The organism is Ralstonia sp. 110700041-2 (genome assembly GCF_056280165.1).
The window spans coordinates 73,911-100,311 of record NZ_JBSFAI010000013.1; the positions used below are offsets into that span (position 1 = coordinate 73,911).

Annotated in this window: 25 protein-coding genes; 11 read left to right on the forward strand and 14 right to left on the reverse strand. The window is 64.8% G+C overall.

Going from position 1 to position 26,401, the window contains the following annotated elements; all coding sequences use genetic code 11:
* Positions 1–17: 17 nt before the first annotated feature.
* Positions 18–179 carry a hypothetical protein gene (locus tag ACUXH0_RS18915; RefSeq protein ID WP_004629855.1) on the reverse strand — a complete coding sequence of 54 codons (162 nt, stop codon included), beginning with the start codon at positions 177–179 and terminating at the stop codon, positions 18–20.
* A gap of 229 nt (positions 180–408) precedes the next feature.
* On the opposite strand from ACUXH0_RS18915, the gene ACUXH0_RS18920 reads away from it, so the two are divergent.
* The 3 genes from ACUXH0_RS18920 to ACUXH0_RS18930 all read left to right on the forward strand — a co-directional run bounded on the left by ACUXH0_RS18920 (position 409) and on the right by ACUXH0_RS18930 (position 4,187).
* Positions 409–1,395, forward strand: a complete 987-nt coding sequence (locus tag ACUXH0_RS18920; protein WP_004629853.1) for a DUF6685 family protein — start codon at positions 409–411, stop codon at positions 1,393–1,395.
* A gap of 105 nt (positions 1,396–1,500) precedes the next feature.
* On the forward strand, positions 1,501–1,917 hold the full coding sequence (locus tag ACUXH0_RS18925) for a hypothetical protein (protein WP_012434963.1): 417 nt from the start codon (positions 1,501–1,503) through the stop codon (positions 1,915–1,917).
* An 86-nt stretch (positions 1,918–2,003) separates the two neighbouring features.
* A complete protein-coding gene (locus tag ACUXH0_RS18930; RefSeq protein WP_012434964.1) occupies positions 2,004–4,187 on the forward strand; it encodes a TonB-dependent receptor in 2,184 nt (727 codons plus the stop codon).
* Positions 4,188–4,241: 54 nt separating this feature from the next.
* Here the strand turns inward: ACUXH0_RS18930 and ACUXH0_RS18935 are convergent, their stop codons facing one another.
* Both ACUXH0_RS18935 and ACUXH0_RS18940 read right to left on the reverse strand, forming a co-directional pair.
* Positions 4,242–4,874 (reverse strand): hypothetical protein, encoded by a 633-nt coding sequence (locus ACUXH0_RS18935; RefSeq protein WP_182594497.1) that lies wholly within the window; start codon positions 4,872–4,874, stop codon positions 4,242–4,244.
* A 135-nt stretch (positions 4,875–5,009) separates the two neighbouring features.
* Positions 5,010–5,579 (reverse strand): hypothetical protein, encoded by a 570-nt coding sequence (locus tag ACUXH0_RS18940; RefSeq protein WP_182594498.1) that lies wholly within the window; start codon positions 5,577–5,579, stop codon positions 5,010–5,012.
* 171 nt (positions 5,580–5,750) lie between these two features.
* On the opposite strand from ACUXH0_RS18940, the gene ACUXH0_RS18945 reads away from it, so the two are divergent.
* Both ACUXH0_RS18945 and ACUXH0_RS18950 read left to right on the forward strand, forming a co-directional pair.
* Positions 5,751–6,032, forward strand: coding sequence for a hypothetical protein (locus tag ACUXH0_RS18945; protein ID WP_182594553.1), 282 nt, complete (start codon positions 5,751–5,753; stop codon positions 6,030–6,032).
* On the forward strand, positions 6,029–6,229 hold the full coding sequence (locus tag ACUXH0_RS18950; protein ID WP_012434967.1) for a hypothetical protein: 201 nt from the start codon (positions 6,029–6,031) through the stop codon (positions 6,227–6,229). Before ACUXH0_RS18945 ends, ACUXH0_RS18950 begins: the two co-directional genes overlap by 4 nt.
* An 18-nt stretch (positions 6,230–6,247) precedes the next feature.
* Here the strand turns inward: ACUXH0_RS18950 and ACUXH0_RS18955 are convergent, their stop codons facing one another.
* Positions 6,248–6,586: a hypothetical protein gene (locus tag ACUXH0_RS18955; protein ID WP_182594499.1), complete on the reverse strand. Its 339-nt coding sequence runs from the start codon at positions 6,584–6,586 to the stop codon at positions 6,248–6,250.
* 214 nt (positions 6,587–6,800) lie between these two features.
* Between ACUXH0_RS18955 and ACUXH0_RS18960 the strand changes: the two genes are divergently transcribed.
* The gene (locus ACUXH0_RS18960) at positions 6,801–8,264 is read left to right on the forward strand and encodes an aminotransferase-like domain-containing protein (protein ID WP_182594500.1); all 1,464 of its coding nucleotides are present in this window, start codon (positions 6,801–6,803) and stop codon (positions 8,262–8,264) included.
* Positions 8,265–8,273: 9 nt separating this feature from the next.
* Here ACUXH0_RS18960 and ACUXH0_RS18965 read toward each other — a convergent pair whose 3' ends face one another.
* Genes ACUXH0_RS18965 through ACUXH0_RS18980 form a run of 4 tightly spaced genes read right to left on the reverse strand, consistent with a single transcriptional unit; the run spans position 8,274 to position 12,092 of the window.
* On the reverse strand, positions 8,274–8,942 hold the full coding sequence (locus ACUXH0_RS18965; RefSeq protein WP_182594501.1) for a PqiC family protein: 669 nt from the start codon (positions 8,940–8,942) through the stop codon (positions 8,274–8,276).
* Positions 8,939–10,582: a PqiB family protein gene (locus ACUXH0_RS18970; RefSeq protein WP_182594502.1), complete on the reverse strand. Its 1,644-nt coding sequence runs from the start codon at positions 10,580–10,582 to the stop codon at positions 8,939–8,941. The genes ACUXH0_RS18965 and ACUXH0_RS18970 overlap by 4 nt, the downstream gene beginning before the upstream one ends.
* Complete coding sequence (locus ACUXH0_RS18975) at positions 10,579–11,316, reverse strand: paraquat-inducible protein A (protein WP_182594503.1); 738 nt, start codon at positions 11,314–11,316, stop codon at positions 10,579–10,581. The genes ACUXH0_RS18970 and ACUXH0_RS18975 overlap by 4 nt, the downstream gene beginning before the upstream one ends.
* Entirely contained in the window at positions 11,313–12,092 is a 780-nt protein-coding gene (locus ACUXH0_RS18980; RefSeq protein ID WP_037043940.1) for a paraquat-inducible protein A, read from the reverse strand. The genes ACUXH0_RS18975 and ACUXH0_RS18980 overlap by 4 nt, the downstream gene beginning before the upstream one ends.
* A 237-nt stretch (positions 12,093–12,329) precedes the next feature.
* Between ACUXH0_RS18980 and ACUXH0_RS18985 the strand changes: the two genes are divergently transcribed.
* Positions 12,330–12,821, forward strand: coding sequence for a hypothetical protein (locus ACUXH0_RS18985; RefSeq protein ID WP_012434973.1), 492 nt, complete (start codon positions 12,330–12,332; stop codon positions 12,819–12,821).
* Positions 12,822–12,839: 18 nt separating this feature from the next.
* On the opposite strand, the gene fghA is transcribed toward ACUXH0_RS18985, so the two are convergent.
* Both fghA and ACUXH0_RS18995 read right to left on the reverse strand, forming a co-directional pair.
* Positions 12,840–13,703: an S-formylglutathione hydrolase gene (gene fghA, locus ACUXH0_RS18990; RefSeq protein ID WP_182594504.1), complete on the reverse strand. Its 864-nt coding sequence runs from the start codon at positions 13,701–13,703 to the stop codon at positions 12,840–12,842.
* A gap of 22 nt (positions 13,704–13,725) precedes the next feature.
* Positions 13,726–14,832 (reverse strand): S-(hydroxymethyl)glutathione dehydrogenase/class III alcohol dehydrogenase, encoded by a 1,107-nt coding sequence (locus ACUXH0_RS18995; protein WP_009238992.1) that lies wholly within the window; start codon positions 14,830–14,832, stop codon positions 13,726–13,728.
* A gap of 231 nt (positions 14,833–15,063) precedes the next feature.
* Here ACUXH0_RS18995 and ACUXH0_RS19000 point away from each other — a divergent pair, with 231 nt between their 5' ends.
* Positions 15,064–16,866 (forward strand): methyl-accepting chemotaxis protein, encoded by a 1,803-nt coding sequence (locus ACUXH0_RS19000; RefSeq protein WP_024973462.1) that lies wholly within the window; start codon positions 15,064–15,066, stop codon positions 16,864–16,866.
* A gap of 27 nt (positions 16,867–16,893) precedes the next feature.
* Here the strand turns inward: ACUXH0_RS19000 and ACUXH0_RS19005 are convergent, their stop codons facing one another.
* From ACUXH0_RS19005 to ACUXH0_RS19015, 3 genes are all read right to left on the reverse strand, one after another.
* Positions 16,894–17,562: a glutathione S-transferase family protein gene (locus ACUXH0_RS19005; protein ID WP_024973461.1), complete on the reverse strand. Its 669-nt coding sequence runs from the start codon at positions 17,560–17,562 to the stop codon at positions 16,894–16,896.
* A 253-nt stretch (positions 17,563–17,815) separates the two neighbouring features.
* Positions 17,816–19,573 (reverse strand): GGDEF domain-containing protein, encoded by a 1,758-nt coding sequence (locus ACUXH0_RS19010; protein ID WP_004629804.1) that lies wholly within the window; start codon positions 19,571–19,573, stop codon positions 17,816–17,818.
* Positions 19,574–19,918: 345 nt separating this feature from the next.
* Positions 19,919–20,200, reverse strand: a complete 282-nt coding sequence (locus ACUXH0_RS19015) for an antibiotic biosynthesis monooxygenase family protein (protein WP_004629803.1) — start codon at positions 20,198–20,200, stop codon at positions 19,919–19,921.
* A gap of 261 nt (positions 20,201–20,461) precedes the next feature.
* On the opposite strand from ACUXH0_RS19015, the gene ACUXH0_RS19020 reads away from it, so the two are divergent.
* Positions 20,462–21,511 (forward strand): AI-2E family transporter, encoded by a 1,050-nt coding sequence (locus ACUXH0_RS19020; RefSeq protein ID WP_004629802.1) that lies wholly within the window; start codon positions 20,462–20,464, stop codon positions 21,509–21,511.
* Between the two features lie 30 nt (positions 21,512–21,541).
* On the opposite strand, the gene ACUXH0_RS19025 is transcribed toward ACUXH0_RS19020, so the two are convergent.
* The gene (locus ACUXH0_RS19025; protein WP_182594505.1) at positions 21,542–22,786 is read right to left on the reverse strand and encodes a saccharopine dehydrogenase family protein; all 1,245 of its coding nucleotides are present in this window, start codon (positions 22,784–22,786) and stop codon (positions 21,542–21,544) included.
* A 410-nt stretch (positions 22,787–23,196) separates the two neighbouring features.
* On the opposite strand from ACUXH0_RS19025, the gene ACUXH0_RS19030 reads away from it, so the two are divergent.
* Entirely contained in the window at positions 23,197–24,783 is a 1,587-nt protein-coding gene (locus tag ACUXH0_RS19030; RefSeq protein WP_182594506.1) for an isocitrate lyase, read from the forward strand.
* Positions 24,784–25,056: 273 nt separating this feature from the next.
* A complete protein-coding gene (gene tcuC, locus ACUXH0_RS19035) occupies positions 25,057–26,352 on the forward strand; it encodes an MFS transporter (RefSeq protein ID WP_182594507.1) in 1,296 nt (431 codons plus the stop codon).
* Positions 26,353–26,401 lie beyond the last annotated feature (49 nt).

Sequence of the window (26,401 nt, forward strand, 5' to 3'; positions counted from 1 at the left end):
GGCGTCGGCTCACGGCGTCAGAAGTCTTCCACGGGAGGCTCTTTCTGCTCCGCTGGATTCGGGCGGGTGTCGCGTGGTACCAGCGGCTCGCCCGGCTTGTGCTTGGCCGGCTCGGGCTGCGCTTTGGGGCTTGCGGGCTGTGTCGTATCGGTTTCGGAACGGCGTGGCTGGGTGGGCATCGCGGTCTCCTGATCTGCGGATGCCTGTCTTCCAGCATGTCGCGCGCCTGGCAAGCCCCTACGACTTATGTGTATTTTTCTTAACACGGACTTCAACAAACTTCATGGCGTACCCCTCTAAAGTGGGGTACGTTTGAGTCGTTGGTTTTTACATTGCTGAACAATCGCCACACATTCAGGGCGACGTCGGCAATCCGCAAACAAACGATTCAGTCTTCCGGGGGGTGACATGAACGTTTCCAATCTGCTGCATGCGGCGTCGAACTGGGTTGTCCAGTCGCGCGCCTTCAATGTCACGCAATCGGTTGCACACCATCGCACGCCTAGCGATGCGCTGTCGCACTGGAAACTCGATATCTGGCACAAGAGCGTGCCGTTCCTGTTCGAGGGCGGCCTTGCCGAACCCGCGCATCAACTGTTTCCCAAGCATCTTGCGCATGCCGAATGGGTGGACGAGCTGCACCACCACCTGGCTCAGCTTGTGGGCGTGCGCCGCGAGCATCGCAAGATCGATATCCGCGCGGTGACGGGGCTGGCGCAGTCGCCGTGCTCGGTGCATTCGTTCCCGAGCATGCTGGTGTTTGCGCATCAGCATTGCCGTCGCATTCCGCACAGCACGGACGCCGACTTTGCCGCCAACCGGCGCCATGTCTTCCGCTACGCCGATCAGGCCAACGTGTTCCGTGCCTACGACTTTGCCGGCGGCGAGCTGTTCTACATGAACGAGTGGGGCGCGCACCATTTCGCCGCCCTGGCGTTGCAGGCGCGAACGCAGAATCGTGAACTGCTGATCGATGCCGAAGTGCGTCACGCGCGGTCTGCGCTGGGGCTGCGTCGGTTGCTCGACGGCTTCTATGTGATCGGCGCGCGGCGGCAAGGGCAGCAGCGTTACGGCACGCGTTTGTCGGAAGCGCTGGCCAGCCACCAGGTGCCGCATCGCTGGATGCATGGGCGCCGCGAGGCCGAAGGCTTCGAGTTGTGCTTCCTGCCCAAGTCCGACCGCTTTGCCAATTGCGTGGGCGAGCAACTCGTGCGCGACGGCTGGTTCGACTATGGCGCCTGGCTGGCCAGCCTGCACGATGCCACCGAGGTGGGCGCCCCCGCGCAACGCGCCGAGGCCGCCCGCAAGACGCGCTCCAACTGGAAGCGCGTGCCGGTGCCGAGCCTGGGCGTGCCGACGGGTCTCATGCCGGGTTTTGCGCACACGCGCTTGTAATACAAGGGCGCTACGGTCGGGGGTTGTTCTGCCCCTCCACCTGACGGATTGCTGAATCAGGCGGCTGGTGTCAGAATTCGCAACTTAGTTGCATTGGGGCGCACAATGTCGGGTGACATTGTGCGCCGGCACCTGCGCCCGACCTTGCGTTCCTTCCGCTCCTCCTTCCTCCATCCGCGTTGGCTGGCTTGCCTGCTGGCCGTGTTCCTGCTGTTTGGTCAGCAGGGCGCGCTGCGGCATGCGCTCTCGCATTGGAGTGAATTCGGCGAAGCGGCCGGCGTCGAGTTCAACGCCGCCGCCACGGCCAAGCCGGCCAGCGCCGAGCGCAGCCAGCCCGCGCAGGAGCACGCCGCGTGCTTGCAGTGCGCTGCCTATGCTGCGCTGGCGGCTGCCTTGCCGATGCTGGTGGCGCTGCGCCTGGCGCATACGCGGCGCTGGCACTTTCCGCGCATCGGCTTTCATGCGGGCGCGCCGGTCTTTCCGGTGGCCGTGTGTTCGCGCGATCCTCCATTCCGCCTTTGATTCCTGCCCTGCCCGTCGGCGCGCGCGTTGTGTTGACCCATGCGCGGGCCGCTGTTTAACGCATCCGCTCGATTCAAAGGTCTTTCATGATTCCGTTCCAGCCCAGCAAGCTGGTGATGGCGCTTGCCGCCGTCCTGCCGTCCGTCGCCTCGGTTTCCGCCCTGGCTCAGGAGGCCACGCCGCCGGCCGCCGCTCCTTCCACGCCCACCACGACGGCACCCGCCACCAACGTGCGCGACCTCAGCGAAACCCGCGTCACGGCCAAGCGCTTGGACGCCGCACGCAATGCGCTGTCGCCGGACACCGGCAGCTCCGTCTACAAGTTCGACACCGATGACATCGCCCGCCTGCCGCTGGGCGATGCCACGCCGCTCAACCAAGTGCTGCTGCAGGCGCCGGGCGTGGTGCAGGATTCGTACGGTCAACTGCACGTGCGCGGGGACCACTCCAACCTGCAGTACCGCATCAATGGCGTGATCGTGCCTGAGCCGATCAGCGGTTTCGGGCAGATGCTCGATACACGCTTCGCCAACCAGATCAACGTGTTGACCGGCGCACTGCCCGCGCAGTACGGTTACCGCACCGCCGGCATCGTCGACATCACCACCAAAGGCGCATCGACCGATGAGGATGGCGAGCCGAAGGCCTTTGGCGGCGAGATCGGCACGGTGCTCGGCAGCAATGCCACGCACGAGGTCAATGCGCAGATCCAGGGCACGAAAGACCGCTTCAGCTATTACCTGTCGGGCGTGTTTGCCGAGAACAACCTCGGCATTGAAAACCCCACCGGCAACCGCAACGCCACGCACGACCACACCACGCAAAACAAGTCGTTCGGCATGCTGTCGTACCTGCTCGACAACGACAGCCGCGTGAGCTTCATGTTCGGCACATCGAACGGCCGTTTCCAGATTCCGACGCGACCGGGCCTGACGCCGAAATTCACGCTCGATGGCGCGGTGCCGCCGGCGTCGGAAGCCCTCAACGCCAATCAGCGTGAGAAGACCGACTTCCAGATTCTGACGTATCAGCAGAAGGTGTCGCCCAAGCTCGACTACCAGGTGTCGGTCTTCCGCCGTGTCAGCCGCATCGATTACATGCCCGATCCGATCGGTGATCTCGTCTACAACGGCGTGGCCGCCGACATTACCCGCCGCAACGAGGCTTACGGCGTGCAGGGCGATGCGAGCTACAAGCTGACCGACAAGCACACGCTGCGTGCCGGTGTGTTCGTTCAGCGCGAGCGCTACGTGGCCAACAACACCGCCAGCGTGTTTGCCGCCGACGACTCCGGTGCGCAGACCAGCACCACGCCGTTCACCATCGTCGACAACCACAGCGGCAGCGGCACGACCCTGGGCGTCTACCTGCAGGATGAGTGGAAGCCCACCGACAAGCTCACCGTCAACTACGGCGCGCGCTACGACCGCGTCAACACCATCGTCAGCGAGCAGCAACTGAGCCCGCGCCTTGGCCTGACGTACGACCTGACGCCGCGTACCCGCGTGCATGCCGGCTACGCGCGCTACTTCACGCCGCCGCCCACGGAGAAGTTCGACACCACGTCGGTGCAGGCCTTTGCAGGCACGACCAACGCGCTGCCGTCGGACGCCAACACGGCCGTCAAGTCGGAGCGTTCGAACTACTTTGATCTGGGGATTTCGCACCAGCTCACGCCGCATCTGACGCTGGGTCTGGATGCGTATTACCGCGACGTGCGCCATCTGCAGGACGAAGGGCAGTTCGGCAACGCGCTGCTGTACTCGGCGTTCAATTACGAGCGTGGCCGGATCTACGGGCTGGAAGGCAGTGCGAACTATCGCAACGGCAACTTCGGGGCATACCTGAATCTGGCCGTGTCGCGCGCGCAGGGCAAGGGCATCGAGACCGGCCAGTTCAACTTTGGTGCCAACGAGCTGGCCTATATCAACAGCCATTGGGTCAACCTCGATCACGACCAGCGCCTGACCGCGTCGGCTGGCGTGTCGTACCGGTATTCCGGCACGACGTATACGAGCGATGTGCTGTTCGGAACGGGCTTGCGTAACGGCTTTGTCAACACCGACCACCTGCCGGCCTACTGGCAGATGAACGTGGGCGCCGCCCGCGACTTCAACCTGCCGACGCTGGGCAAGTTCAAGACGCGCCTGACCGTGCTGAACATCTTCGACCGCAGCTACCAGTTGCGCGACGGCACGGGCATCGGCGTGGGGGCGCCGCAGTTTGCACCGCGCCGTACGTTCCTGTTGTCGGTCAGCAAGCCGTTCTAAGCAAATCGGGCCAGCACATGTCGCTGGCCCGATGTTGCATCCATTACATCGTCATCACATCGGCGGGACCATCCCGTCCTTGCCGACCAGCACCCGTTGTGCAACCAGCGTGCCCTGCGCATCAGCGCGCACGAACATGACGACGTGCGCACCGGCTTTCAGGTCATCGCGCCGACCCGGCTCGAAGGTGACGATCGGCACCTGCGGCGGCACCACGATGCGCTGCTCCCCATCCTTGTATTTGACCGACAGCGTGCGGCCCTGCGCGCCGGTGACGGCGCCTGCCTGTTCGACCGTGCCGTTGGTCATGCTGCTGTTCGGCCCCAGGTCGTATGGGCGGTGGCCGTCTCCGGTGCCGCGCATGGCTTCCGGAAACACGTGCACTTCCAGCGCGCGCAGCGTGCCGTCCGGTTCCTTGACGGCGGCCGTGCCGATATAGCTGCCCGCGCGAATGGCCGACGGCTCGATCGGCGCAACTTGCGTGACGTTGAGGTCCACCGGCAGCGTCACGGTAGCCTTGTTGCCGGAGGTGTCGGTCACGTCGACAGCCGTGCTGTGGACCGCATTGATGGTGGCCCGCACACGCGTGGGCGCGGCGGTATTTTGTGCGGATGCGGCGAGTGGAAGGACAGCAGTCACAAGGGCGACAACTGCAGCAGTACGGGCAGAAAAGCGTAGAGGGGTCATTGGGCAGGCGCGTGTGGTTCACCCAAACGTGGGCGCGGCGGGCCAGCGTGCGCGCGTATCCGCGAAGAGCTGGTCCGCCGCCAGTCTAGACCGGACCGCGTTCGCGTGCAGGGCGGCCCGCATTCATCGGCCAACTCAACTGCGATGCTGGCCCGGCACGCGCTTGCCCTTGTACGTCGGGCGGCTGCGGCGCATGTTGTCGGACCAATCCGTGCCGCCGCCCGTGGGCGATTGCACCGGCACGTCGCGGCTGCCGGGTTGCGGGTCGATCGGCGCGTCGGGGGCATCTGCGTCATCGTTTTCACCGGCCAGGCCTGTGGCGTGTTCGAAGTTCTCGTCGTCGATGGGGGTGTCGACTTCGGGGTCATGCACGTCGCGTATGGCGTCGGGCATCAGGTCGCCGCCTTCGCGTATGACGGGTTCGTGCCCAGCGGCGCGGCGCTCGCCGGTACCGGTGGAATCGGTGTCGCTGTCGAGGTTGACGTCGCCAAGGTCCGCGCCGGCTGTGCGGTTGGCGGCGTTGCCGTGCGGATGGACCGCGGGATCGTCGTCAAAGCGGTCTTCAACGTCACTGCCCAGGCCCGGCCCGCCGACCACGTCGCTGCCCGAGTCCGAACTGTCGGAGGGCCCCAGGGCATCGGTGCCGTGGCCCTTGCCGGTTTGTGCGGGTGCTTCGCCGGTGCGATACAGGTTGCTCGTTGCCATGTGGATTCTCCATGCGTGCTTGTGCGCCAAGGCGCGACACAGCCAATGCAGCAAGGCAGATACCTGCGTGCGGCGCAGGCCGCGTACGCCAGCGCATTGTTTTGGCGGCACGCTCGTTGCGACCCATTCGGCGCGGACGGGCCGTCCGTAACCGAAACCAGGAGGCTGACGATGAAGCAACACGCACAGCAACCGCACAAGCCCGCTGCACAGGCGGGAGAAAAAGCGGGGCAACGAAAGAGCGAAAGCAAGAAGGGCGAGCACAACGCGCAAGCGCAGCAAGGGCGCGGGGTTGCCAAGGAGCGCACTTCAATGCAGCACGGCACCGACCAATCGGCGAAACGCCCGATGCGGGCCCCCGCGGAGGACGGCCGTGCTGCCGCGCAAGAGGGGCAATTGCCACAAAACCAGCAGCGTCTGGGGCAGCACCAGAACAGCCGGAAACAGCCATGAGCGCCACCAGGAAACCTCGTGGCGACGACCAAGCCGAGGCGCCTTCGGGTGACGCCATCAGGCCCGTCGTGCCGGCCATCCCCAGCGAAAGCGGCGTCGGCGAGGAAGACCCGGGCGACTTCGAGAACGCGTCGATTCGCTCGGACGACGGGAAGCGCCCCAGCGTGCCGCCGCGTAAGCCAGGGGAGCGGGGCTGACAGCGTTCGCACCTTTCTTCAGCCGCGCAATGTCCCGCGCGGCTGAGCCCAGTTTGCCACCCAGCGCCACATCGCCGGCCATGCGGGTCGCTGCGTGCGAAGCGCCGGCGCGACCACGCCCAGGTGTGCCCCACTGCGCGTATCGGCGTGCAGGTGCCACCATCCGGACATTTCCACCACATGCGCGTGGCCCGCGCCCAGCGCGTAGTGCTCGGTCGTGCCCCGCGATGGCGGTTCGAGGTGCAAGCTCCCTTCCAATGCCACGAGTGTGGTTCCGGCCGCCAGCCAGTGCAGGCCCGTCTGGCCAGCGCCAAGCGCCAGCCATTCGGGGTCCGGTGTGGGTGCCGCTGTAGTCATGTCGACCTCCTGAACATGGCTCCAGCGTAGGCACGCGGCTCAATGCGCAACAGACACAGAACTGGCAATGTGCGGCGCAACAGGCGTGCTCTTTTGACAATCTGTTGCGGTACAGTTTGACGTCGTCTGTATCTGTTGCGGTCACGGTCTTGCCGGCATGATGTGCTGGACACCTCTCCTTGCCGCTTGCTGCCGCCCGCCGCTCCTTGCCGCCATGTCCGTCACCGAGTTGACTCCCCCGCCCGCGCAGCCGCTGTACCGGACGCTTGCCGATCATTACCTCGGCGCGATCCGCAGTGGGCTGTTGGCGCCGGGGGAGCGCATGCCGTCGGTACGCATGCTGATGCGCACGCACGCCGTCAGTCTGTCGACTGCGCTGCAGGTATGCCGGCATCTGGAGGCGGAAGGCTGGCTCGAAGCGCGTGAACGCTCGGGTTACTTTGTGCGCCAGCCGCGCCGGGCGCTGCTCGCGCCGGTGAAGGAACCCGAGGTGTCGACGCCGGATCCGGCGGCCTACGTGGGCGTGCATGCGCGCGTGTCGGCCATCGTGGCGCGCGGGCAGCAAGCCACAGTGCATGTCGATCTATCCGGCGCGAGCGGGGCGGCCGCGTTGTATCCGGCAGCGGCGCTCAACCGGATTGCGTCGCAGGTGCTGCGGCGGTATCCGCTGCTGCTGACACAGGCCGTCATCCCGAACGGCCATCCTGAATTGCAGACTGCCGTGGCGCGCCGCGCGCTCGACATGGGCGTGCAGGTCGCGCCGGACGACGTCATCGTCACCCACGGCTGTATCGAGGCGGTCAACCTGGCATTGCGCGCGGTGGCCCAGCCGGGCGATACGGTGGCGGTGGAATCGCCGACCTACTACGGGCTGCTGCAGGTGCTGGAAAGCCTCGGCATGCGCGCGGTGGAAATTCCTACCAGCCCGCGCACCGGCATGTCGCTGGAAGCGCTGGAGATGGCGGTGCAGGCCTACGGCAACATTCGCGCCGTGGTGGTGGTGCCCAATCTGCAGAATCCGCTCGGCAGCATCATGCCCGACGCCGCCAAGCGCCGGATGGCGGCCTTTTGCGATGCCAACCGCATCGCGCTTATTGAAGACGATACCTACAGCGCGCTCGGCGACAGCCCCACGCCGCTCAAGGCGCTCAAGGCATGGGACCGCACGGGCAACGTCATCTACTGCGCGTCGTTGAGCAAGGTGTTGGCACCCGGCCTGCGCCTGGGCTGGATGGCGGCCGGCCGCTGGCAGGGGCGCGTACAGATGCTGAAGTTTGCGCAATCGCGGCCGAACGATTCTTGGTCGCAGGTGCTGGCGGGGCGTTTTATCGCCTCGGGTGCGTACGACCGTCACCTGCGTACGCTGCGCCAGACGTTGCGCGAACAGCGCGAGCGCATGGCTGAATCGATCGCGGGATGCTTCCCCGCAGGCACGCGGTTGTCAGTGCCGTCAGGCGGGTTGGCGATGTGGGTGGAGCTGCCAGCCAACGTGTCGTCGATGGAACTGTTCGATGCGGCGCTGGCACAGGGCATCCGGATTGCGCCGGGCACGATGTTCTCGAACCTGAACCGCTTCGATCATTTCTTCCGCATCTGCTTCGGGCTGGCACCTTCGGCCAACCTGGAAGCTGCGCTTGCCACGCTGGGCCGGCTCACGCAGGAACTGGCCGAGCGCTGACGAATCGCCTTACCGGCACCACGCCGGCACAGCAGAGGGTGTTTCCAGACCCTGCACGCTCTGCGCAATCTGTTGCGACCACTGTTGCACGAGGCGTTGCGTGGATGACACCACCGCATTCACGCCAGCGTCTGTATCCGTGCCGGCAGGTTGCCCATTCACGGACAGCGCTAGCGTCGACTGGCAGGTGAGCGCGACAGGGCTTGCGCTCTGGGCGGCCGCATCGCGCGATACGCGCCACGTCACCAGCGCCGTCACGCCTTGGCCGGGCCGCGCGTCATAGCTGCGCATTTCGGCACCGATGCGGTAGAGCGGCACGCCCGCAGGCGCTGCGGCACTTCCCACGTCCACGGCAGACAGCGTCGTCGCCAGGTTCGCAGACAGCGCATCGCGCAGTTCCGAACCGAACGGCGCGGCCCAACGTTGCTGCTCAAGCGCCACCACTTCGCTGTCGGACGTACGCAGCACGATCTGCGGCTTGTCCAGGCGATCGGGCACCCGCACGCCCGAGAGGCGGAATGCACGCTGAAAGCGGCTGGTGTCGGTTGCTTCAGGGCGCGCCGACAGCGTATGCAAGGTCGGCTCGGGCGAGGCGCACGCGCCAACCAGCAAGGCCAAGGCAGCGCCGCCGGCCACGCGAAGAGAAAAAGACAGCATCGTCGTTTGCATCGGCATCATTGCGCGTCCTTTGCCTTGCCGCGGATCAGCGCTTCCGGGTGGCGGTCCAGATAATCGGTCAGCACGCGCACGGACGCGGCGGCCTTGGCCACCTGTTCCAGCGTGTCGCGCGCGTTGCGTTGCAGCGGGGCATCGTCGGAGAAGACCTGGCGCGCAGAATCCAGCGTGCGGCGCGCCTCGGCCAGCGTTTCCTTCATCTGCGGGGCGAGGTCGCTGTTGACGGTCTTGGCCAGTTGCTCGGTCTGCTTGAGCGTGGCATCGAGCGTGGTCAGCGTGCGATGGACGTCCTGTCCGATCTGCTCGAACGGCACCTTGTTCAGCTTCTTGGCGATGCCGGCAATCTGCGCTTCGATATCGTCCGTCGGGTTGTCGGCAGTCGGGAACACATACGCACCGTCGCGATCGCGCATGCCGAAGCGCGGCGCGGTCTTCTCGCGCTCGGCCGTGTCGATGAAGTCGAGGTTCACGAACTGCTGGCCCGTCAGCAGGCTCGCGCTCTTCAGCTGCGCGCGCATGCCGTTCTTCACCAGCGCGTCGAACTGCGTGCGGACATCTTCGGCGGCGTGCTGCGGGTTGTCGTCGCGGATGTCCATGCCGAAGCGGGTGGGGTACAGCGTGGCCGTGACCGGCAGCACGAACTCGTGGCGCTTCTTGCTGTAGTGGATGCCGATCGACTTGATCTCGCCCACGTTGATGCCCTTGAACTCCACCGGCGCGCCTACGTTGAGCCCGCGCAGCGAGCGGTGGAAGTACATCACCACGGTCTGCGACAGGTGTTCCGGGTCCTTCAGCGCCGCGGTTTCGTTGCGCACGAGCTGGAACTGCGCATCGGAGGCAGCCGGCTCGTGATCGGCTTCTTCGGGTGTCTGGAACGCGATGCCGCCGAGCGCCACGGTCAGCAGCGATTGTGTATCGACCTTCAGCCCGTTGGCGTCGAGCTTGAGGTCGATACCGCTGGCGTTCCAGAACCGCGTGCCGCGCGCCACGAACTTGTCGAACGGCGCGTTGACGAAGATGTGCAACGTCACGCCCTTGCCGTCGGTGTCGATGTCATAGGCGGTGACCTGGCCCACACGCACGCGGCGGAAATACACCGGCGCGCCGATATCGAGCGAGCCCAGGTCGGGCGCATGCAGCGTGAACTGTTTGCCCGGCGCATCCGCGGAGATGGCCGGCGGTGTGTCGAGGCCCTTGAAGGTGGATTTCTTCTCCTGCGAGCTGCCGCCGTCCACGCCGATGTATGCGCCGGAGAGCAGCGTGCCGAGCCCCGAGATGCTGCCGGCCGCCACGCGCGGGCGCACCACCCAGAACCGCGTGTCGGACGCGGCAAACGCCTTGCCGTCATGCGTGAGTTCGATCAGCACCACGGCGCCAGAGCGGTCGTCGGTGAGCCCCACTGCCTTGACCACGCCGATATCGACGCTCTTGTATTTCACGCGCGTCTTGCCTGCCTCAATGCCCTCGGCCGAGCTGAACGTGACAGTCACTTGCGCGCCGCGCGCCAGGATCACGCGCGCCATGAGCGTGGCGCCCACCGTAAGCGCCACGATCGGCACCAGCCAGATCAGAGAGGGCAGCCAGCGCTTGCGCTTCATGCGGCGCGGCGCGGGAATGTTTTCGTTATCGACGGGGTCGGTCATACATCGGTCTCTTCGGGATCGGGCTCGTCGATGACGTCCCAGATCAGGCGGGGATCAAAACAGCGGGCGGCGAACATGGTCAGTACCACCACGGCGGCAAACGGGCCGACACCAGGGCCGGGTTTGATGATGGCCAGCGTCGACAGATGCACAAGGCCTGCGAGCAGCGTCACCACAAATACATCGAGCATCGACCAACGGCCGATGATTTCGACCAGCGCATACAGGCGCGTGCGCAGTCGCGGGTTCCAGCGCCAGCGTTGCTGCACCGAAAGGCACAGCACCGCCAGGATGCCGAGCTTGGCCAGCGGCACCAGAAAGCTTGCGATGAACACGATGATGGCCAGGTGCCATGACCCCGACGTCCAGAGGTAGACGATCCCGCTCATGATCGTGTCCTGCTGTGTGCCGAGCAGGGTGTCGGTAATCATCACGGGCAGCAGGTTGGCGGGCAGGTACATGGCGGCGGCCGCAATCAGCAGCGCCCAGCAGCGCGCCAGGCTGTCGGGCTTGCGTACGTGCATGGGCGACATGCAGCGCGGGCAGACCGGCGCTGCGGCGGTGTCGTCCGGCGCGTATTCGCGCGTGAGCACCGCTTGCGTGGCGGCCCTGGAGTCGGGCATGCGCGCCAGCAGGCCGCAGCGTTCGCATGTCACCAGGCCATGTGCGGCGGCCCGCAGCGGGCGGCCCTCTTGACCGGGTTGCGCCGGTGCAGGCGTGGTGGCGCTTTTCATGGGCGATCCTCGCCGGGGCGGGCCGCGGCGTCCATGCCGGTCGGCGCGTCGACGTGCGAGCCCGGCGGCAGCGTCAGGCCGATCTCGCGCCAGAACGGTCGCAGGTCGATCGACAACGCCACCGTCAGGAACACGGTGAGCGCGGCAAACGCCCACAGGCCCGCATCGGCTTCCAGCGACACCATGCGCGCCACTTTGATGAGCGCCACCACCACGCCCAGCATGAAGATCTCGACCATTGCCCACGGGCGGATCAGCGCTGCCGCGCGCAGCACCAGCGCTGCGGCCGGATGCTGCCGCCCACGCACTCGCGCAATAAGCAGCGGCGCCAGCACCGACATGTACATCAGCGGGAAGAACACCGTGGTGAGCGCCACCAGCACGGCAGCGAACAGCATGTCGTAGTCGTACAGCGCCACGATGGCGCCCCACAGCGTGGTGGCGTGCCGGTTGCCGCCGCCGTTCATCTCGGCAATCGGGAAGATGTTCGCGACGACGTAGACGATGATGCCCGTCAACACCAGCGGCAGCAGCACCGAGAGCCGCTCGCTCTGGTTGCGGTACAGCTTGACGCCGCAGCGCGTGCAGTGCGCCTCTTCATCCAGCGCAATGACTTCGTGGCGATGGAGGGTGTCGCAGTGCTCGCACGCGATCCAGGCATCGGGATCGCCCGGCAGCGGCAGGGCGACCGGGGCGGCCTTGGCGTCGGGGGTGTCGCCCGCTGCACGCCATGACTGGGGCAGCGGGAAGGGAAATTTCACGTTTGACGGCTCCATCGTCGGGCTGAGGGCGCGGTGGCAGCGTTGGACAGGCATGCGACGGCGCACCGACAGTCGGGCAGGCGATTGTACATACACAGTTGAATGTATAGCTGAGTGCGGCCCGCCGCATGTTGACGCACGGTCTCAAGCAAATATCCAGCCAATCGGTTCGCTCGATACTGCGCGGCGTGACGGCGGAACGGGCCTTGCTGCAGCGGAGGGGGCACGTCCTCAACCTCAAAGGAGCAATTCATGACGTATCTCAGAGCCTCTTCTCTTGTCGTCGCACTGGCGCTGGCCGGCGGCACCGCGGCGGCGTATGCCCAGACGGGGGGCGCCCCATCCAACAGTACGGCGGGGGGGGGCAGCATGTCTGCGGCGGGTGGTGCCGGCACCGACGCAACTGCAAGTGGCATGGGCGACAGCACCGCCAACGGCAGTTCAGCCAACAGCGGCCGGGACACTTCGCGCAACCGCAACGCCACCGGTAAGCAAGGGCGCTCTGGCAATACGCGCTCGGGTTCGAGTGGCAGCTATGGCGGCAGTGCCAACGATTCAACGGGCAGTACGACCGGCGGCGGCTCGGGCGGAGTGGGCGTAGGCGCCCCTGGCGCCGGCGCGGCGATGGGCGGACCGGGTGGCGGTGGTGGCGGTGCTGCCGGTTCAGGCGGTGCGGGTGCCGGTGCGGGTGGCGCAGGCGCCGGTGGGGCGGCGGGCGGCAGTGCCGGCGGAGGCAGCCGCTAGCCCCGCACTGACCTGCTGCTAACGCAGTTGTGCCGCGTGGTGCAGCAGGTGGTTTTCGATGAAGGTCTCGATGAAGTAGTAGCCGTGGTCGTACCCGGGGTGGCGGCGCAGTTGCAGCGGTTGCCCGGCTGCGGCGCACGCGGCCGCGAAGTCATCCGGGTACAACTGTTCTGCCAGGAATTTGTCGGCCTCGCCCTGATCGATCAGGATGCCGCGCGGGAAGGGGCACGACGCCTGCCGCATCAACTGCGTGGCATCGTGCGCTGCCCAGGCGGTGCGATCGTCCCCGAGATACCCGGTGAATGCCTTGATGCCCCACGGGCACACAGACGGATGCGCAATGGGCGCAAACGCAGACACCGAAGCAAAGCGTTCCCGATGGCGTAGCGCCAGCGTCAACGCGCCGTGGCCGCCCATCGAGTGCCCAAAGATGCCAATGCGCCCGGCCGCCACCGGAAAGACCACGCGCGCGATGTGGTGCAGTTCGTCGGCGATATAGCTTTCCATGCGGTAGTGCTCGCGCCATGGCGCCTGCGTGGCGTCCAGATAGAAGCCGGCGGCAATGCCGAAATCCCAGCTGTCGGTTTCGCCGGGGGCGTTCGCGTCGCGCGGGCTGGTGTCGGGCGCGATGAGGATGAGCCCCTCGCGTGCTGCCACGCGCTGCGCACCGGCCTTGATGGCGAACGTCTCTTCCGTGCACGTCAGGCCCGCCAGATAGAACAGCGCGGGGCAGCTCGTGCCTGCCAGCGCCTGGGGCGGCAGGTAGACCGAGAAGCGCATCGGCAGCCCGATCGCCGTCGAGGCATGCCGATAGAAGCGCTGCACGCCACCAAAGCAGGCGTGTTCGGAAAGCAGTTCAAGTGCCGGTACCGGGATCGTCATCGCGTGGCTCCATCACCAAGGATCAATACAACACGACCGAACGGATCGATTCACCGCGCTTCATCAGCTCGAAGCCTTCGTTGATGCGCTCCAGCGGCAGCGTGTGCGTGATGAGGTCGTCGATGTTGAGCTTGCCTTCCATGTACCAGTCGACGATCTTGGGCACGTCGGTGCGGCCGCGGGCGCCGCCGAATGCGGAGCCCTTCCACTCGCGGCCGGTCACGAGCTGGAACGGGCGCGTGCTGATCTCCGCGCCGGCTTCGGCCACGCCGATGATGATCGATTGGCCCCAGCCCTTGTGGCAGCACTCAAGCGCCTGGCGCATGACCTTCGTGTTGCCGATGCATTCGAACGAGTAATCCGCGCCGCCATCGGTGAGCTGGATGATGTGATCGACCACGTTCTCCACATCGCTCGGGTTGATGAAATGCGTCATGCCGAATTTGCGTGCCATCGCCTCGCGTGCGGGGTTCAGGTCCACGCCGATGATCTTGTCTGCGCCCACCATCTTCGCGCCCTGGATCACGTTCAAGCCGATGCCGCCCAGACCGAACACGACCACGTTGGCGCCCGGTTCCACCTTGGCCGTGTAGACCACCGCGCCCACGCCTGTGGTGACGCCACAGCCGATGTAGCAGACCTTGTCGAACGGCGCGTCGGGGCGGATCTTTGCCAGCGCAATCTCCGGCACCACGATGTGATTGGCAAACGTGGACGTGCCCATGTAGTGAAACAGCGGCTTGCCATCGAGCGAGAAGCGCGACGTGCCGTCCGGCATCAGGCCCTTGCCCTGCGTGGCACGAATGGCCTGGCACAGGTTCGTCTTGCGCGACAGGCAAAACTTGCACTGGCGGCATTCCGGCGTGTAAAGCGGGATCACGTGGTCGCCGGCTTTCAACGATGTGACTCCTGCTCCCACCTCAAGGACCACCCCTGCGCCCTCATGCCCGAGGATCGCCGGGAAGATGCCTTCCGGGTCTGCGCCCGAGAGCGTGTAGTAGTCGGTATGGCAGATGCCGGTCGCCTTGATCTCGACGAGCACCTCGCCGGCACGCGGGCCTTGCAGGTCCACTTCTTCCACAGTGAGCGGAGCACCGGCTTTCCAGGCGATGGCGGCTTTGGTTTTCATGCGCATTCCTTTTTTTGAAGTGGAGCCTGCCCGACGTGGGCAGTGTAGGGAGGGCGATTGTAGAACGTTGCCTGCCCCGGCAACGTGACAACAACGTCATGTTCGACAAATCAGACTTCAGATTCTCTTACAACGGCCGTTTCTTGTGCGACGGCAGGCCGACAGGGCCGCGTGCCGCATGCCTTACATGGTGGAACCCCTGCCATGGGCGTCGTAGTAGGAAACCATACCGTGCTTGCATCCATCCGTACTCGCATTTTGCTGACCTGCGTTGCCATCGTGGTCGGCGCATTGACCTTTGCCGGCGGTCTCAACTATCTCGTGACGCGCTCGTACAACGACGAGTCCATCCGCCAGAACCTGCAGTCCGTCGCGCGGGGCCACATCGCTGGCATCGACGACTGGGTGGCGTCCAAGACGCAGATGATGGTGTCGCTGCAAGACGTGGCGGTGTCTGCCGATCCGATTCCGGTCTTCAAGGCCGTGCACAAGGCTGGCGGCTTCATTAACGTCTATGTTGGCTATCCCGACAAGTCGTACAAATTCTCGAACCCCGAAGGCATTCCGCCGACGTATGACCCGACCGCGCGCCCCTGGTACAAGCAGGCGGTGGAGGCGGGCAAGCCTGTGGTGACGCCGCCGTACGTGAGCGCCAGCACCGGCCAGCTCGTGGTGACTTTCGCAGTGCCCATTCTGGAAGGCGGCACGCTCAAGGGCGTGATTGGCGGCGACGTGGCAATGGACAGCGTGATCGCCAACGTGAAGGCCATCCATCCGACGCAGGCGAGCTTCGGTTTCCTCGTCAACGCTGCTGGCAAGATCGTTGCGCACCCGAATGACAAACTCACGCTCAAGCCGGCAACTGAGCTGGCGGCAGGGTTGAACGAAGCCACGCTGGCATCGCTGGCACAAGCCGAGAAGCCCGTGGAAGTGCCGGTGGATGGGGCGTCCAAGCTGCTCTACCGCCAGGGCGTGAAGGGCACCGACTGGGGCCTGGTGGTGGCGCTGGACAAGTCTGACGCCACCGCTGGCATGCGCTCGCTCGTGATGACGTCGATTGGCGCGCTGGTGGGCGTGGCCATCGTTGCAGCACTCATCGTCGGTGCAATGACGGCACGCGCGTTCCGCCGCCTGTCGATGATCCGCGATGCAATGGACGACATCGGCTCGGGCAGCGGCGACCTCACCAAGCGTCTGCCGTCGGACGGCGAAGACGAAGTCGCGCAGATCGCCCGTTCGTTCAATGCGTTTGCCGACAAGCTCACGGCGGTGATGCAGCAGATCCGCCTGGGCAGCGATTCGGTGCGCTCGGCAGCGCAGGAAATTGCCGCCGGCAACGCAGACCTGTCGCAGCGCACGGAAGAGCAGGCCAGCTCGCTGGAAGAAACGGCGTCGAGCATGGAAGAACTGACGAGTATCGTGAAGCAGAACGCCGACAACGCGCGTCAGGCCAGCCAGCTTGCCGTCACGGCGTCGGACGTGGCCACGCGCGGCGGCAACGTGGTCGGCCAGGTTGTGCAGACCATGGGCGGCATCAACGAGAGCAGCAAGAAGATTGCCGACATCATCGGCGTGATCGAAAGCATCGCCTTCCAGACCAACATCCTGGCGCTGAACGCGGCGGTGGAAGCCGCGCGTGCCGGCGAGCAGGGCCGCGGCTTTGCCGTGGTGGCCAGCGAAGTGCGCAGCCTGGCGCAGCGTTCGGCCGGTGCGGCCAAGGAAATCAAGGCGCTGATCAGCGATTCGGTGGATCGTGTGAGCAACGGCACGGCGCTGGTGGATCAGGCCGGCGTGACGATGGCCGAGATCGTCGATGCAGTGAAGCGCGTGACCGACATCATGGGCGAGATTTCATCAGCGTCGGAAGAGCAGAGCAGCGGCATCGAGCAGGTCAACCAGGCCGTCAACCAGATGGACCAGGTGACGCAGCAGAACGCCGCGCTGGTCGAGCAGGCGGCTGCCGCTGCGGAATCGCTGGAGGAACAGGCCCACAACCTGAACGAGGCAGTGGGGCAGTTCCGCTTGTCACACTAAGTGCATTAACTGCACCACGTTGTAGCGTTACGGGGCCGGGGCGGCGTTTGTTGCCTCGGCCTTTGCCTTGTCCTGCGCTTCGGCCAGCGCCACGTCGGCAGCTTGCGCGCGCTGCATGGCTGGCCGCGCCATGACGCGGTCAATGTAACCGCGCACCAGCGGTGTTTCCGGGATGAGCTTGAACATCGTCGTCCAGCCCAGCGCCGCACCCCACAGCACATCCGCCGCGGTAAAGCGCTCACCCAGCAGGTAAGGGCCTTTCTCCAGCTGGGCTGTCAGCGTGCCAAGCATGGTGTCGAAGTTGCCATACGGTGACATCGAATACGCTGCCGGTTCGCGTTTCATCGAGCGGTCGACGATGGCCGGCTCGAAGCACGCGCCGTAGAACGCCATCCAGCGCAGGTACGCACCGCGCAGCGGATCACCCACCGCCGGCGACAGCCCGGCCTCCGGATACAGCTCCGCCGCATACAGATACACCGCTACCTGCTCGGTGATGACCGCATCGCCGTGACATAGCGTCGGCACCTTGCCCAGCGGATTGATGGCAAGAAACTCCGGGCTCTTGTGCTGGCCGGTCGTCAGGTCGAAGGCATGCACCTCGTAGTCGGCGCCGAGTTCTTCGAGCAGCATGCGCGCGCCCCGCGAGCGGCTGCGTGGCGAGTGGTACAGAGTCAGGTGGCGGTCTTGCGGCATCGTCGTCTCCGATGTGCGGTGCCATGGGTGGATGACAGCTTGCCACTGTAGGCGGTCGATCCGGCTCCGTCTTGGAAAAATGCGCTGCGGCGGTGCATCATCGCGGCATTGTTTCCGCCGCTGCCGATTCCATGAACGATCTGCGTGACGTTGCCGGCAAGCCAGACACACGCGACTCCCGCCGCCTTGTGGGGAAGGCGCCTGCGGAGTATTGAGTATCGGCGCGCCAACCAGGCCTGGCGCGCCCAGCACATCAATCCGCCGCGAGCGCCACGTCTGGCGACGCAGGCGGGCGGTCCGCCATCACGCAGTTGCGCCCCGCCAGCTTGGCGGCATAGAGCAGATGGTCTGCCCGCCGCAGCAGCGGCTCCAGTTCGGGGCCATCCGCCGCGGGCGCTGCCGCCACGCCAAAGCTGGCCGTCATGCTGCAGGGCAGATCGGTGCCGGTGGGCACTGTCACCTCGGCAATGCGATGGCGCAGATGATCGGCCACCGCGCGCGCCTGCGCGAGGCTGTCCGCCCACACCATCACTGCGAATTCCTCGCCGCCGATGCGCGCCACCATGTCGGCGGACGGGCCTTCAGAGCGGCACAGTCTTGCAACGGTGCGCAGCGCTTCATCGCCCACGGCGTGGCCGTACGTATCGTTGATGCGCTTGAAGTGGTCGATGTCGAACATGATCAGTGCAATGAGCCGCGCCTTCGGCTGCGGCGATTTGCACATCGCGCCGGCGCGGTCTTCAAAGGCGCGACGGTTGAGCAACTGGGTGAGCGGGTCGGTCTCGGCCATGCGCGAGAGTTCCTGCATCAGGTGCGCGCGTTCCACCTCCAGCCGGCGGCGCTCGATGCTATTGATGCGCAGCACGCGGATCGCGTCGAACATCGCTCGGATCTCGCGCCGCGCAAAGTCGGTCGGGATGTGCACACTCAAGTTGCCTCGCGCAATCCCGTCGATCAGCCGCGTGGCGTTGACAAACGGCCTCACCACGTTGCGGCGGAACGAAATCATCATCCATGCCAGCGCGCCCAGCACCGACACCACGGCGCCTGCCGAGCCGATGAGCACCAGCAGCATCGCGCGCCGATGTTGGCGGATGTCGTCATCCGCCAGGCGCAGCACGATGTCGCGGAAATCCGTAGTGGCGCGCATGGTGGGCACGTAGCGCTCGGCAAATGCGGCGGGGGTGATATCGACGCCGCCGGGCTGGCTGGCCTTGGCGCGCACGGCAGCCACATAGCGCAGCCCGTCGCCGAAGTACTGGGCGCCGAGTGTGGCCAAGGCGTGCTGGTTCAGTGCCGAATGCGCACCTACGCGGGTCTCGATCATGCTGCGCAGCTGGTCAATACGGCCTTGCGTGCGTTCGATTGCAAGCTGCTCGTCAAACGTGAGCATGCGGTGCATAGCCAGCGCACCGGTAAAGCGCGAACCGAGCTGGCCCGCGTATTCACGTAGATCGGCCGACAGCCGCGCCAGCGTCAGGCAATTGAGCACGTCGGGATCGCCGCGCGTGATGTTGGCCGTGCGCGCGTTGACGATGGGCAGGAATTCCGGGATGACCGCGATCATGCGGTTCACGCCATCGGCCAGGTCGTCGCTGCTGCGTGAGCGCAGGGGCAGCGCGGTCAGCCGGTCGATGTTGGCGCGCGCGGCGGCCAGATGCGTCTGGGCGCGGCGCGCGGCCTTGATGTCGGTTTCGCAGCCTGGGCAATGTTCAGGGCCCAGCGCGTCGAGCAATTGGGCGACGTGTTCGTCGCTGACGGCGCGCATGCGTTGCAGGGCCGCGCTGCGCTCGGCCGGCACCGGCAAGTCTTCGCCGAGCACGCCGTTGGTCGGGCCGCGTTCGGCTGAAACCTTCTCCATGGCCAGCAACGTCATGCGCAGCACCTGGACGCTGCGGGCGGAATCGTCGGCACGGCCGTAGGCCAACCATGCGTAGCCCAGCAGCCAGCACGATAACGACAACACCGGAACGAGGACGATGGCGACGCTGGCGCCAAAGCGCCTGTCCATCGACGTTTCAGAAGACATGAACGGAGTGGTGGAACGTCTTGGCGGGCGGTTGGGCGGCCCGGAAGGCGGTTGCGAACGGGTTGCACAGGAGGTGCCGGCGCACGTTGCCGCGTGCAGTACACATTTCTGGCTAACGGCAGCATCGGAAGCTTCTTTACCGTGCCATTGGAGCCGCGCCACGAGCGCGGACTGCAAACAAATGCAAAAGGATTTTTTACGGAATATTCAGGCCGGAGCCCTGAAAAAAGGGCTGGGCGGCCGGGTTGTTGCCACGGCATGGCACGAGATGGGGCCGCGCGCATCTCGTGCCTGGATGAGCATCGAACGATTCGGGCGGGCCGACTACTACTTGACCGCCACCTCGGAGTGCACCACTTCCGGCGCCTTTGCGAAGAACGGGCCGACCAGCTTGCGCCATTCCTGGAAATCGTCGGACTCGCGAAAATCGACCATATGGTCTTCCACGGTGTTCCAGCGTACCAGCAGCACGTAGCTGGTGTCGCGCTCGACGATGTGGTGCAGCTCAGCGCCGTGGCAGCCCTTGGCGCGCGCAAACAGCGGCAGGGCTTGCTGGACGGCGGCTTCAAACTCGCGTTGCTTGCCGGCGAGAATTTCGATGTGGGCCATTTCGAATACCACGTTGTGCTCCGTTTGGTTGGATGGGGAGAAGACTATAGCCGGTATAGCTGGCAATCCTCGGTGCCATGGCGGGCCGGCATCGGGGTCGTTCGACAGTGCGGGCGCCAACCTTTGGTTGGCTTCGCAAGCCGTGTCCACTTGTGGGCCGCCCCTATGACAACCGCGACCGCGCGGGCATACTCGGATTCCATTGCCTTGGCCCGGATCCTGCTTGGGCCCTTCAGACGTCACCTCAAGCGAAAGCAATCCATGGATAGCGGAAACGACCACCAGAAATTCTTATACCTCCTGCTGTTCGCCGTCACGCTCGGACTCTGCTGGATCCTCTCGCCGTTCTTTGGCGCGGTGTTCTGGGGTGTCATCCTGGCGATCCTGTTCCAGCCCGTGCAGCGCGCGCTGGTTGCCCGCATGGGCAAGCGGCGCAATCTCGCAGCGCTCGTCACGCTCGCCCTGATCATCCTGATCGTGATCCTGCCCGTCATCTTTGTGGCGGCGACCATCGTGCAGGAGATCGGCGTTGCCTATCAGGAGATTCAGAGCGCGCAGCCGAATTACTCCCGGTACCTTTCGGAAGCGGTTCATGCGCTGCCGACGTGGGTGCAGCAGTTGCTTGCCAAAGCCGGTCTGACCAACATTGCCGGCATCCAGAAGAAGCTGGCCGATGGCGCCGCGCAGATCAGCCAGTTTGCCGCCACGAAGGCCCTGAGCATCGGGCAGAACACGTTCCAGTTCGTGGTGGGTTTTGGCGTGATGCTGTACATGGTGTTCTTCCTGCTGCGCGATGGCACGGAGATCGGCCGCCGCGTGCGCCGCGCGCTGCCGATGGACGAAGAGCACAAGCGCCTGCTGCTGAGCAAGTTCACCACCGTCGTGCGCGCCACCGTCAAAGGCAACATTGCCGTGGCGCTGGTGCAGGGCGCGCTGGGCGGGCTGATCTTCTGGATCCTTGGCATTGACGGCGTGGTGCTGTGGGGCGCGCTGATGGCGTTCCTGTCGCTGCTGCCGGCGATTGGCGCGAGCCTCGTGTGGATTCCGGTCGCGGTCTACTTCCTGATGGTGGGGGCGATCTGGAAATGCGTGATCCTCGTCGCGTTCTGCGGCGGCGTGATCGGCCTCGTCGACAACCTGCTGCGCCCGCTGCTGGTCGGCAAGGACACCAAGATGCCCGACTGGGTCGTGTTGATCTCCACCCTGGGCGGAATGGAGCTGTTCGGCATCACCGGCTTCGTGATCGGCCCGCTGGTCGCCGCATTGTTCATGGCCAGCTGGGACATCTTTGCGCGCGGGCAGAACGAATGATGCTTCGGCCGAATGGGCGGCGCGTCCCGCTCATATGCGCTCGAACCGCAGACCTGCGTGGCGGGTCAGGCGCTCGATAAAGCGTTCATCGAACATCGTGGCCGGCGTCCAGAAACCGCCCGGTCGCCCGATCTTGATGCCGTCTTTCACGTGGTCCAGCGCGAGGCTGGCAGCGGCCTGACCGAGCATCTTGCCGGTCGAGCCGTAGCCCGGGTCGCGATCGCCGCTCACCTTCACGCGCAAGGTGTTGCCTTGATCGGTTCGGCCGAACAGCCGCAGGTCGTAGCGGCCAGCCAGTTGCGCCGCCGGCGTGGGGCCTTCGCCGGGTTTGGGCAACAGAAAGCGCTGCATCACGATGCGAGCGGGCTTGATGACAATGCCCAGCATGAATGCACCCAGGCCGGCCACCATCGTCATGGCTTTCATGCGGCCGCTCAGGCCGTGCCCGGTGATCACAGCTTCGTCATAGAGGAATGGATTGCCATAGGCGTTGCCGGACAAGGCGTTGGAGCGGTGCACCACGCGCTCGTTGATGGCGGCCATGACAAAGGGCGCAATCCACGCATCGAAATCGGCATCGAACGCCGCGCCCCGGACAGAGCGCTGGCGCGCCGTGAAGCCGTGACCCTTGGGGCAGAGCGCATAGGGATCGGCCAGCTCCTTGCGCAAGGCGGGGTCGGCTGCGGCTTCCTGCACGACGTTGATCAGGCTGGCGATCGTGCCGCCCGATGCGCCGCCCTTTAGCGTCTTGACGCGCAACTTCACCTGCGTGGCGGGCGTCCCCCATTGCCGCATGGCGTGTTGCTGCAGGAAGTAGACGCCCATGTCCGACGGCACCGAGTCGAAGCCGCAGCAATGCACGATGCGCGCCCCGGACTGCTGCGCCGTCGCTTCATATGTGCCGATCATGCGCCTGATCCATTGCGTCTCGCCGGTGAGGTCGCAGTAGTCCGTCCCGCTTTCGGCGCAGACCTTGATCAACGGCTCGCCGTATAGGGCATAGGGGCCGACCGTGGACACCACCACCCGCGTCTGTGCGCACAGGGCCTGCAATTGCGCTTCGCTGGCAGCGTCCGCCACGATGATCGGAACGGACGCGCCTGCCGCACCCAGCGAACATTTGACCTCCTGGAGCTTCGCTTCGGATCGTCCGGCGATGGCCCAGCGCAGCGTTTCCGCATCCCCCGAAAAGTGTTCGGCCAGGTAGCGGGTCAGGATCTGGCCGACAAAGCTCGTGGCGCCAAACACGACAACGTCATAGTGAGGAGCGGGCATGGGGTCTTCCTTTTTGTTCCATCGTTCGGCAGCAAGCAATAGTGAAGGCGCCGGACCCGTCGAGCAACTCACGGCGCCGGCATCGCTCGACCTGGGCAGATACGCATCCGCCCGGCGTCAGTCCAGGCGTTCGCCAGCCTCCGGCACCTGAAAGCTTGTTTCACATTATGGAATTCGCCAGGAATTTCTCCTGCGTGGCCTTCCCGTTTGCTGAAAAACCATTCCGCATTGCAAAATAAGTTGTCTATCTCATTGAAAAATAAAGAAAAACTAACTCTTATGTCTTATATAAGACCTTGCTGCGACGCGTCAAAGCCGGCCTACAATAAATCCATGCTGCTCGCTTCGAATTCCGTAGCTGCACACGCAACCGATTCTTCTCAAACGCGCTTTATTTCCAGGAAATTGACATGGCCCAGTATCAAGACGACATCAAGGCAGTTGCCGGTTTGAAAGAGACCCACGGCAGCGCATGGAATGCGATCAACCCCGAGTACGCTGCCCGCATGCGTGCCCAGAACAAGTTCAAGACGGGTCTGGACATCGCCAAGTACACCGCCAAGATCATGCGCGCGGACATGGCTGCCTACGACGCCGATCCGTCCAAGTACACGCAGTCGCTCGGTTGCTGGCACGGCTTCATCGGCCAGCAGAAGATGATCTCCATCAAGAAGCACTTCAACAGCACCGAGCGCCGCTACCTGTATCTGTCGGGCTGGATGGTCGCTGCGCTGCGCTCCGAGTTCGGCCCGCTGCCGGACCAGTCGATGCACGAGAAGACTTCGGTCAGCGCGCTGATTCGCGAGCTGTACACCTTCCTGCGCCAGGCCGATGCACGTGAACTGGGCGGTCTGTTCCGCGAGCTGGATGCTGCCAAGGACGCTAACGCTAAGGCCGCCATCCAGGCAAAGATCGACAACCACGTCACGCACGTCGTGCCCATCATTGCCGACATCGACGCTGGTTTCGGCAACGCAGAAGCCACGTACCTGCTGGCCAAGCAGTTCATCGAAGCGGGCGCCTGCTGTATCCAGATCGAAAATCAGGTGTCGGACGAGAAGCAGTGCGGCCACCAGGATGGCAAGGTCACCGTGCCGCACGAAGACTTCCTCGCCAAGATTCGCGCCATCCGTTATGCGTTCCTGGAGCTGGGTGTGGACGACGGCATCATCGTGGCCCGTACCGACTCGCTGGGCGCAGGCCTCACCAAGCAGATCGCCGTGACCAACACGCCGGGCGACCTGGGCGACCAGTACAACGCGTTCCTCGACTGCGAAGAACTGTCGGCCGACCAACTGGGCAACGGTGACGTCATCATCAAGCGCGACGGCAAGCTGCTGCGCCCGAAGCGCCTGCCGAGCAACCTGTTCCAGTTCCGCGCTGGCACGGGCGAAGCGCGCTGCGTGCTCGACTGCATCACCTCGCTGCAAAACGGTGCCGACCTGCTGTGGATCGAAACCGAAAAGCCGCACATCGCGCAGATCGGCGGCATGGTCAAGGAAATCCGCAAGGTCATCCCGAACGCCAAGTTGGTGTACAACAACAGCCCGTCGTTCAACTGGACGCTGAACTTCCGCCAGCAGGTGTATGACGCGATGAAGGAAGCCGGCAAGGATGTGTCGGCCTACGAGCGCGGCCAACTGATGAGCACGGAGTACGACGACAGCGAACTGGCAAAGCTCGCCGACGAGAAGATCCGCACGTTCCAGGCCGATGCATCGCGTGAAGCCGGCATCTTCCACCACCTGATCACGCTGCCGACGTACCACACTGCCGCGCTGTCGACCGACAACCTGGCCAAGGAATACTTCGGCGACCAGGGCATGCTCGGTTATGTGGCCGGCGTGCAGCGCAAGGAAATCCGCCAAGGCATCGCCTGCGTCAAGCACCAGAACATGTCGGGCTCGGACATCGGTGACGACCACAAGGAATACTTCAGCGGCGAAGCGGCACTGAAGGCTGCGGGTAAGGACAACACCATGAACCAGTTCCACTGATTCACGGATACGGGTCTCGCCCGAAGCAGAACGCCAACCCATTGCGGGTTGGCGTTTTTTTTGGGGTGGGCAATTCCGACGCAATGCATTGCTTGAACCTGCCGTTTCGCGTCCACCCACAGGACGTTGCGCGCAGATGGGATTGATAACCAAAGCACATCAATCCTTCCGAAAATTGCACTTCTCGTTTGTCGGTCTCCCGGCGAACATTGCCAAAACGACAAGCGCCGTCCAACGGCGTATTCTTTTTTTTGGCTTCCAGGAGACACCTCGATGCACCCCCCGTCCAGCCTTTCGACCGGGCAATCCAAGGCCGCTGCGGTCTTCCGCGTCACCGCCGGGAATTTCCTGGAGCAGTTCGATTTCTTCCTGTTCGGCTTTTACGCCACGCAGATCGCCAACGTCTTCTTTCCGACCGAAAGCGAATTCGCCTCGCTGATGATGACGTTCGCTGTTTTTGGGGCTGGGTTCCTCATGCGCCCGCTGGGCGCAGTCGTGCTCGGCGCCTACATTGACGATGTCGGTCGCCGAAAGGGCCTGATCGTCACGCTGTCCATCATGGCAAGCGGGACCGTGCTGATTGCGTTTGTTCCCGGCTACGCCACGATCGGCCTGCTGGCACCGGCGCTCGTGTTGCTGGGGCGTCTCTTGCAGGGTTTCTCGGCGGGCGCGGAACTGGGCGGCGTATCGGTGTATCTGGCCGAGATGGCCACGCCCGGTCGCAAGGGTTTTTTCACGAGCTGGCAGTCCGCCAGCCAGCAGGTCGCAATCGTCGTAGCGGCGGGCCTGGGCTTCGCGCTCAACCAATGGCTGAGCGCACCGGCCATCGCCGCATGGGGATGGCGTGTGCCGTTTTTCGTCGGTTGCATGATCGTGCCGTTCATCTTCGTGCTGCGCCGTAATCTTGAAGAAACGCAGGAGTTCAAGGCACGCAAGCATCGTCCGAGCATGAAGGACGTACTCAGCACGCTGGTGCAGAACTGGGGCGTCGTCATCGCCGGCATGATGCTGGTGGCGATGACGACCACGAGCTTCTACCTCATCACGGTGTATGCGCCCACGTTCGGGAAGACGGTCCTGCACCTCAGCACGGCGGACAGCCTGCTCGTCACGCTCTGCGTGGGGGTGTCGAACTTCGTGTGGCTGCCGATTGGCGGTGCGCTCTCCGACAGGATTGGCCGTCGGCCACTGCTCATCGGCATGACGGTGCTGACCATCGCCACTGCGTATCCGGCGCTTTCGTTTCTCGCGCACGCGCCGAGCTTCATGAATATGCTGCTCGTGCTGCTCTGGCTGTCGTTCATGTACGGCATCTACAACGGCGCGATGATCGTTGCGCTCACGGAGGTGATGCCCGTGCAGGTGCGCGTTGCAGGGTTCTCGCTCGCCTACAGCTTGGCGACGGCGGTATTCGGCGGCTTCACCCCCGCCATCTCGACAGCGGCTATTCATATGACCGGCGACAAGGCGGCCCCTGGCTACTGGATGAGTCTTGCCGCCGTGTGCGCTCTCCTGGCGACGTTGACGCTCTATCGCCGCCGCGCGGTGACGTTGGCTCCGGCGCACTGACGCGCAGCACGTTCCGTATATTCACAAGCAACGCACGACTTGGCACGAC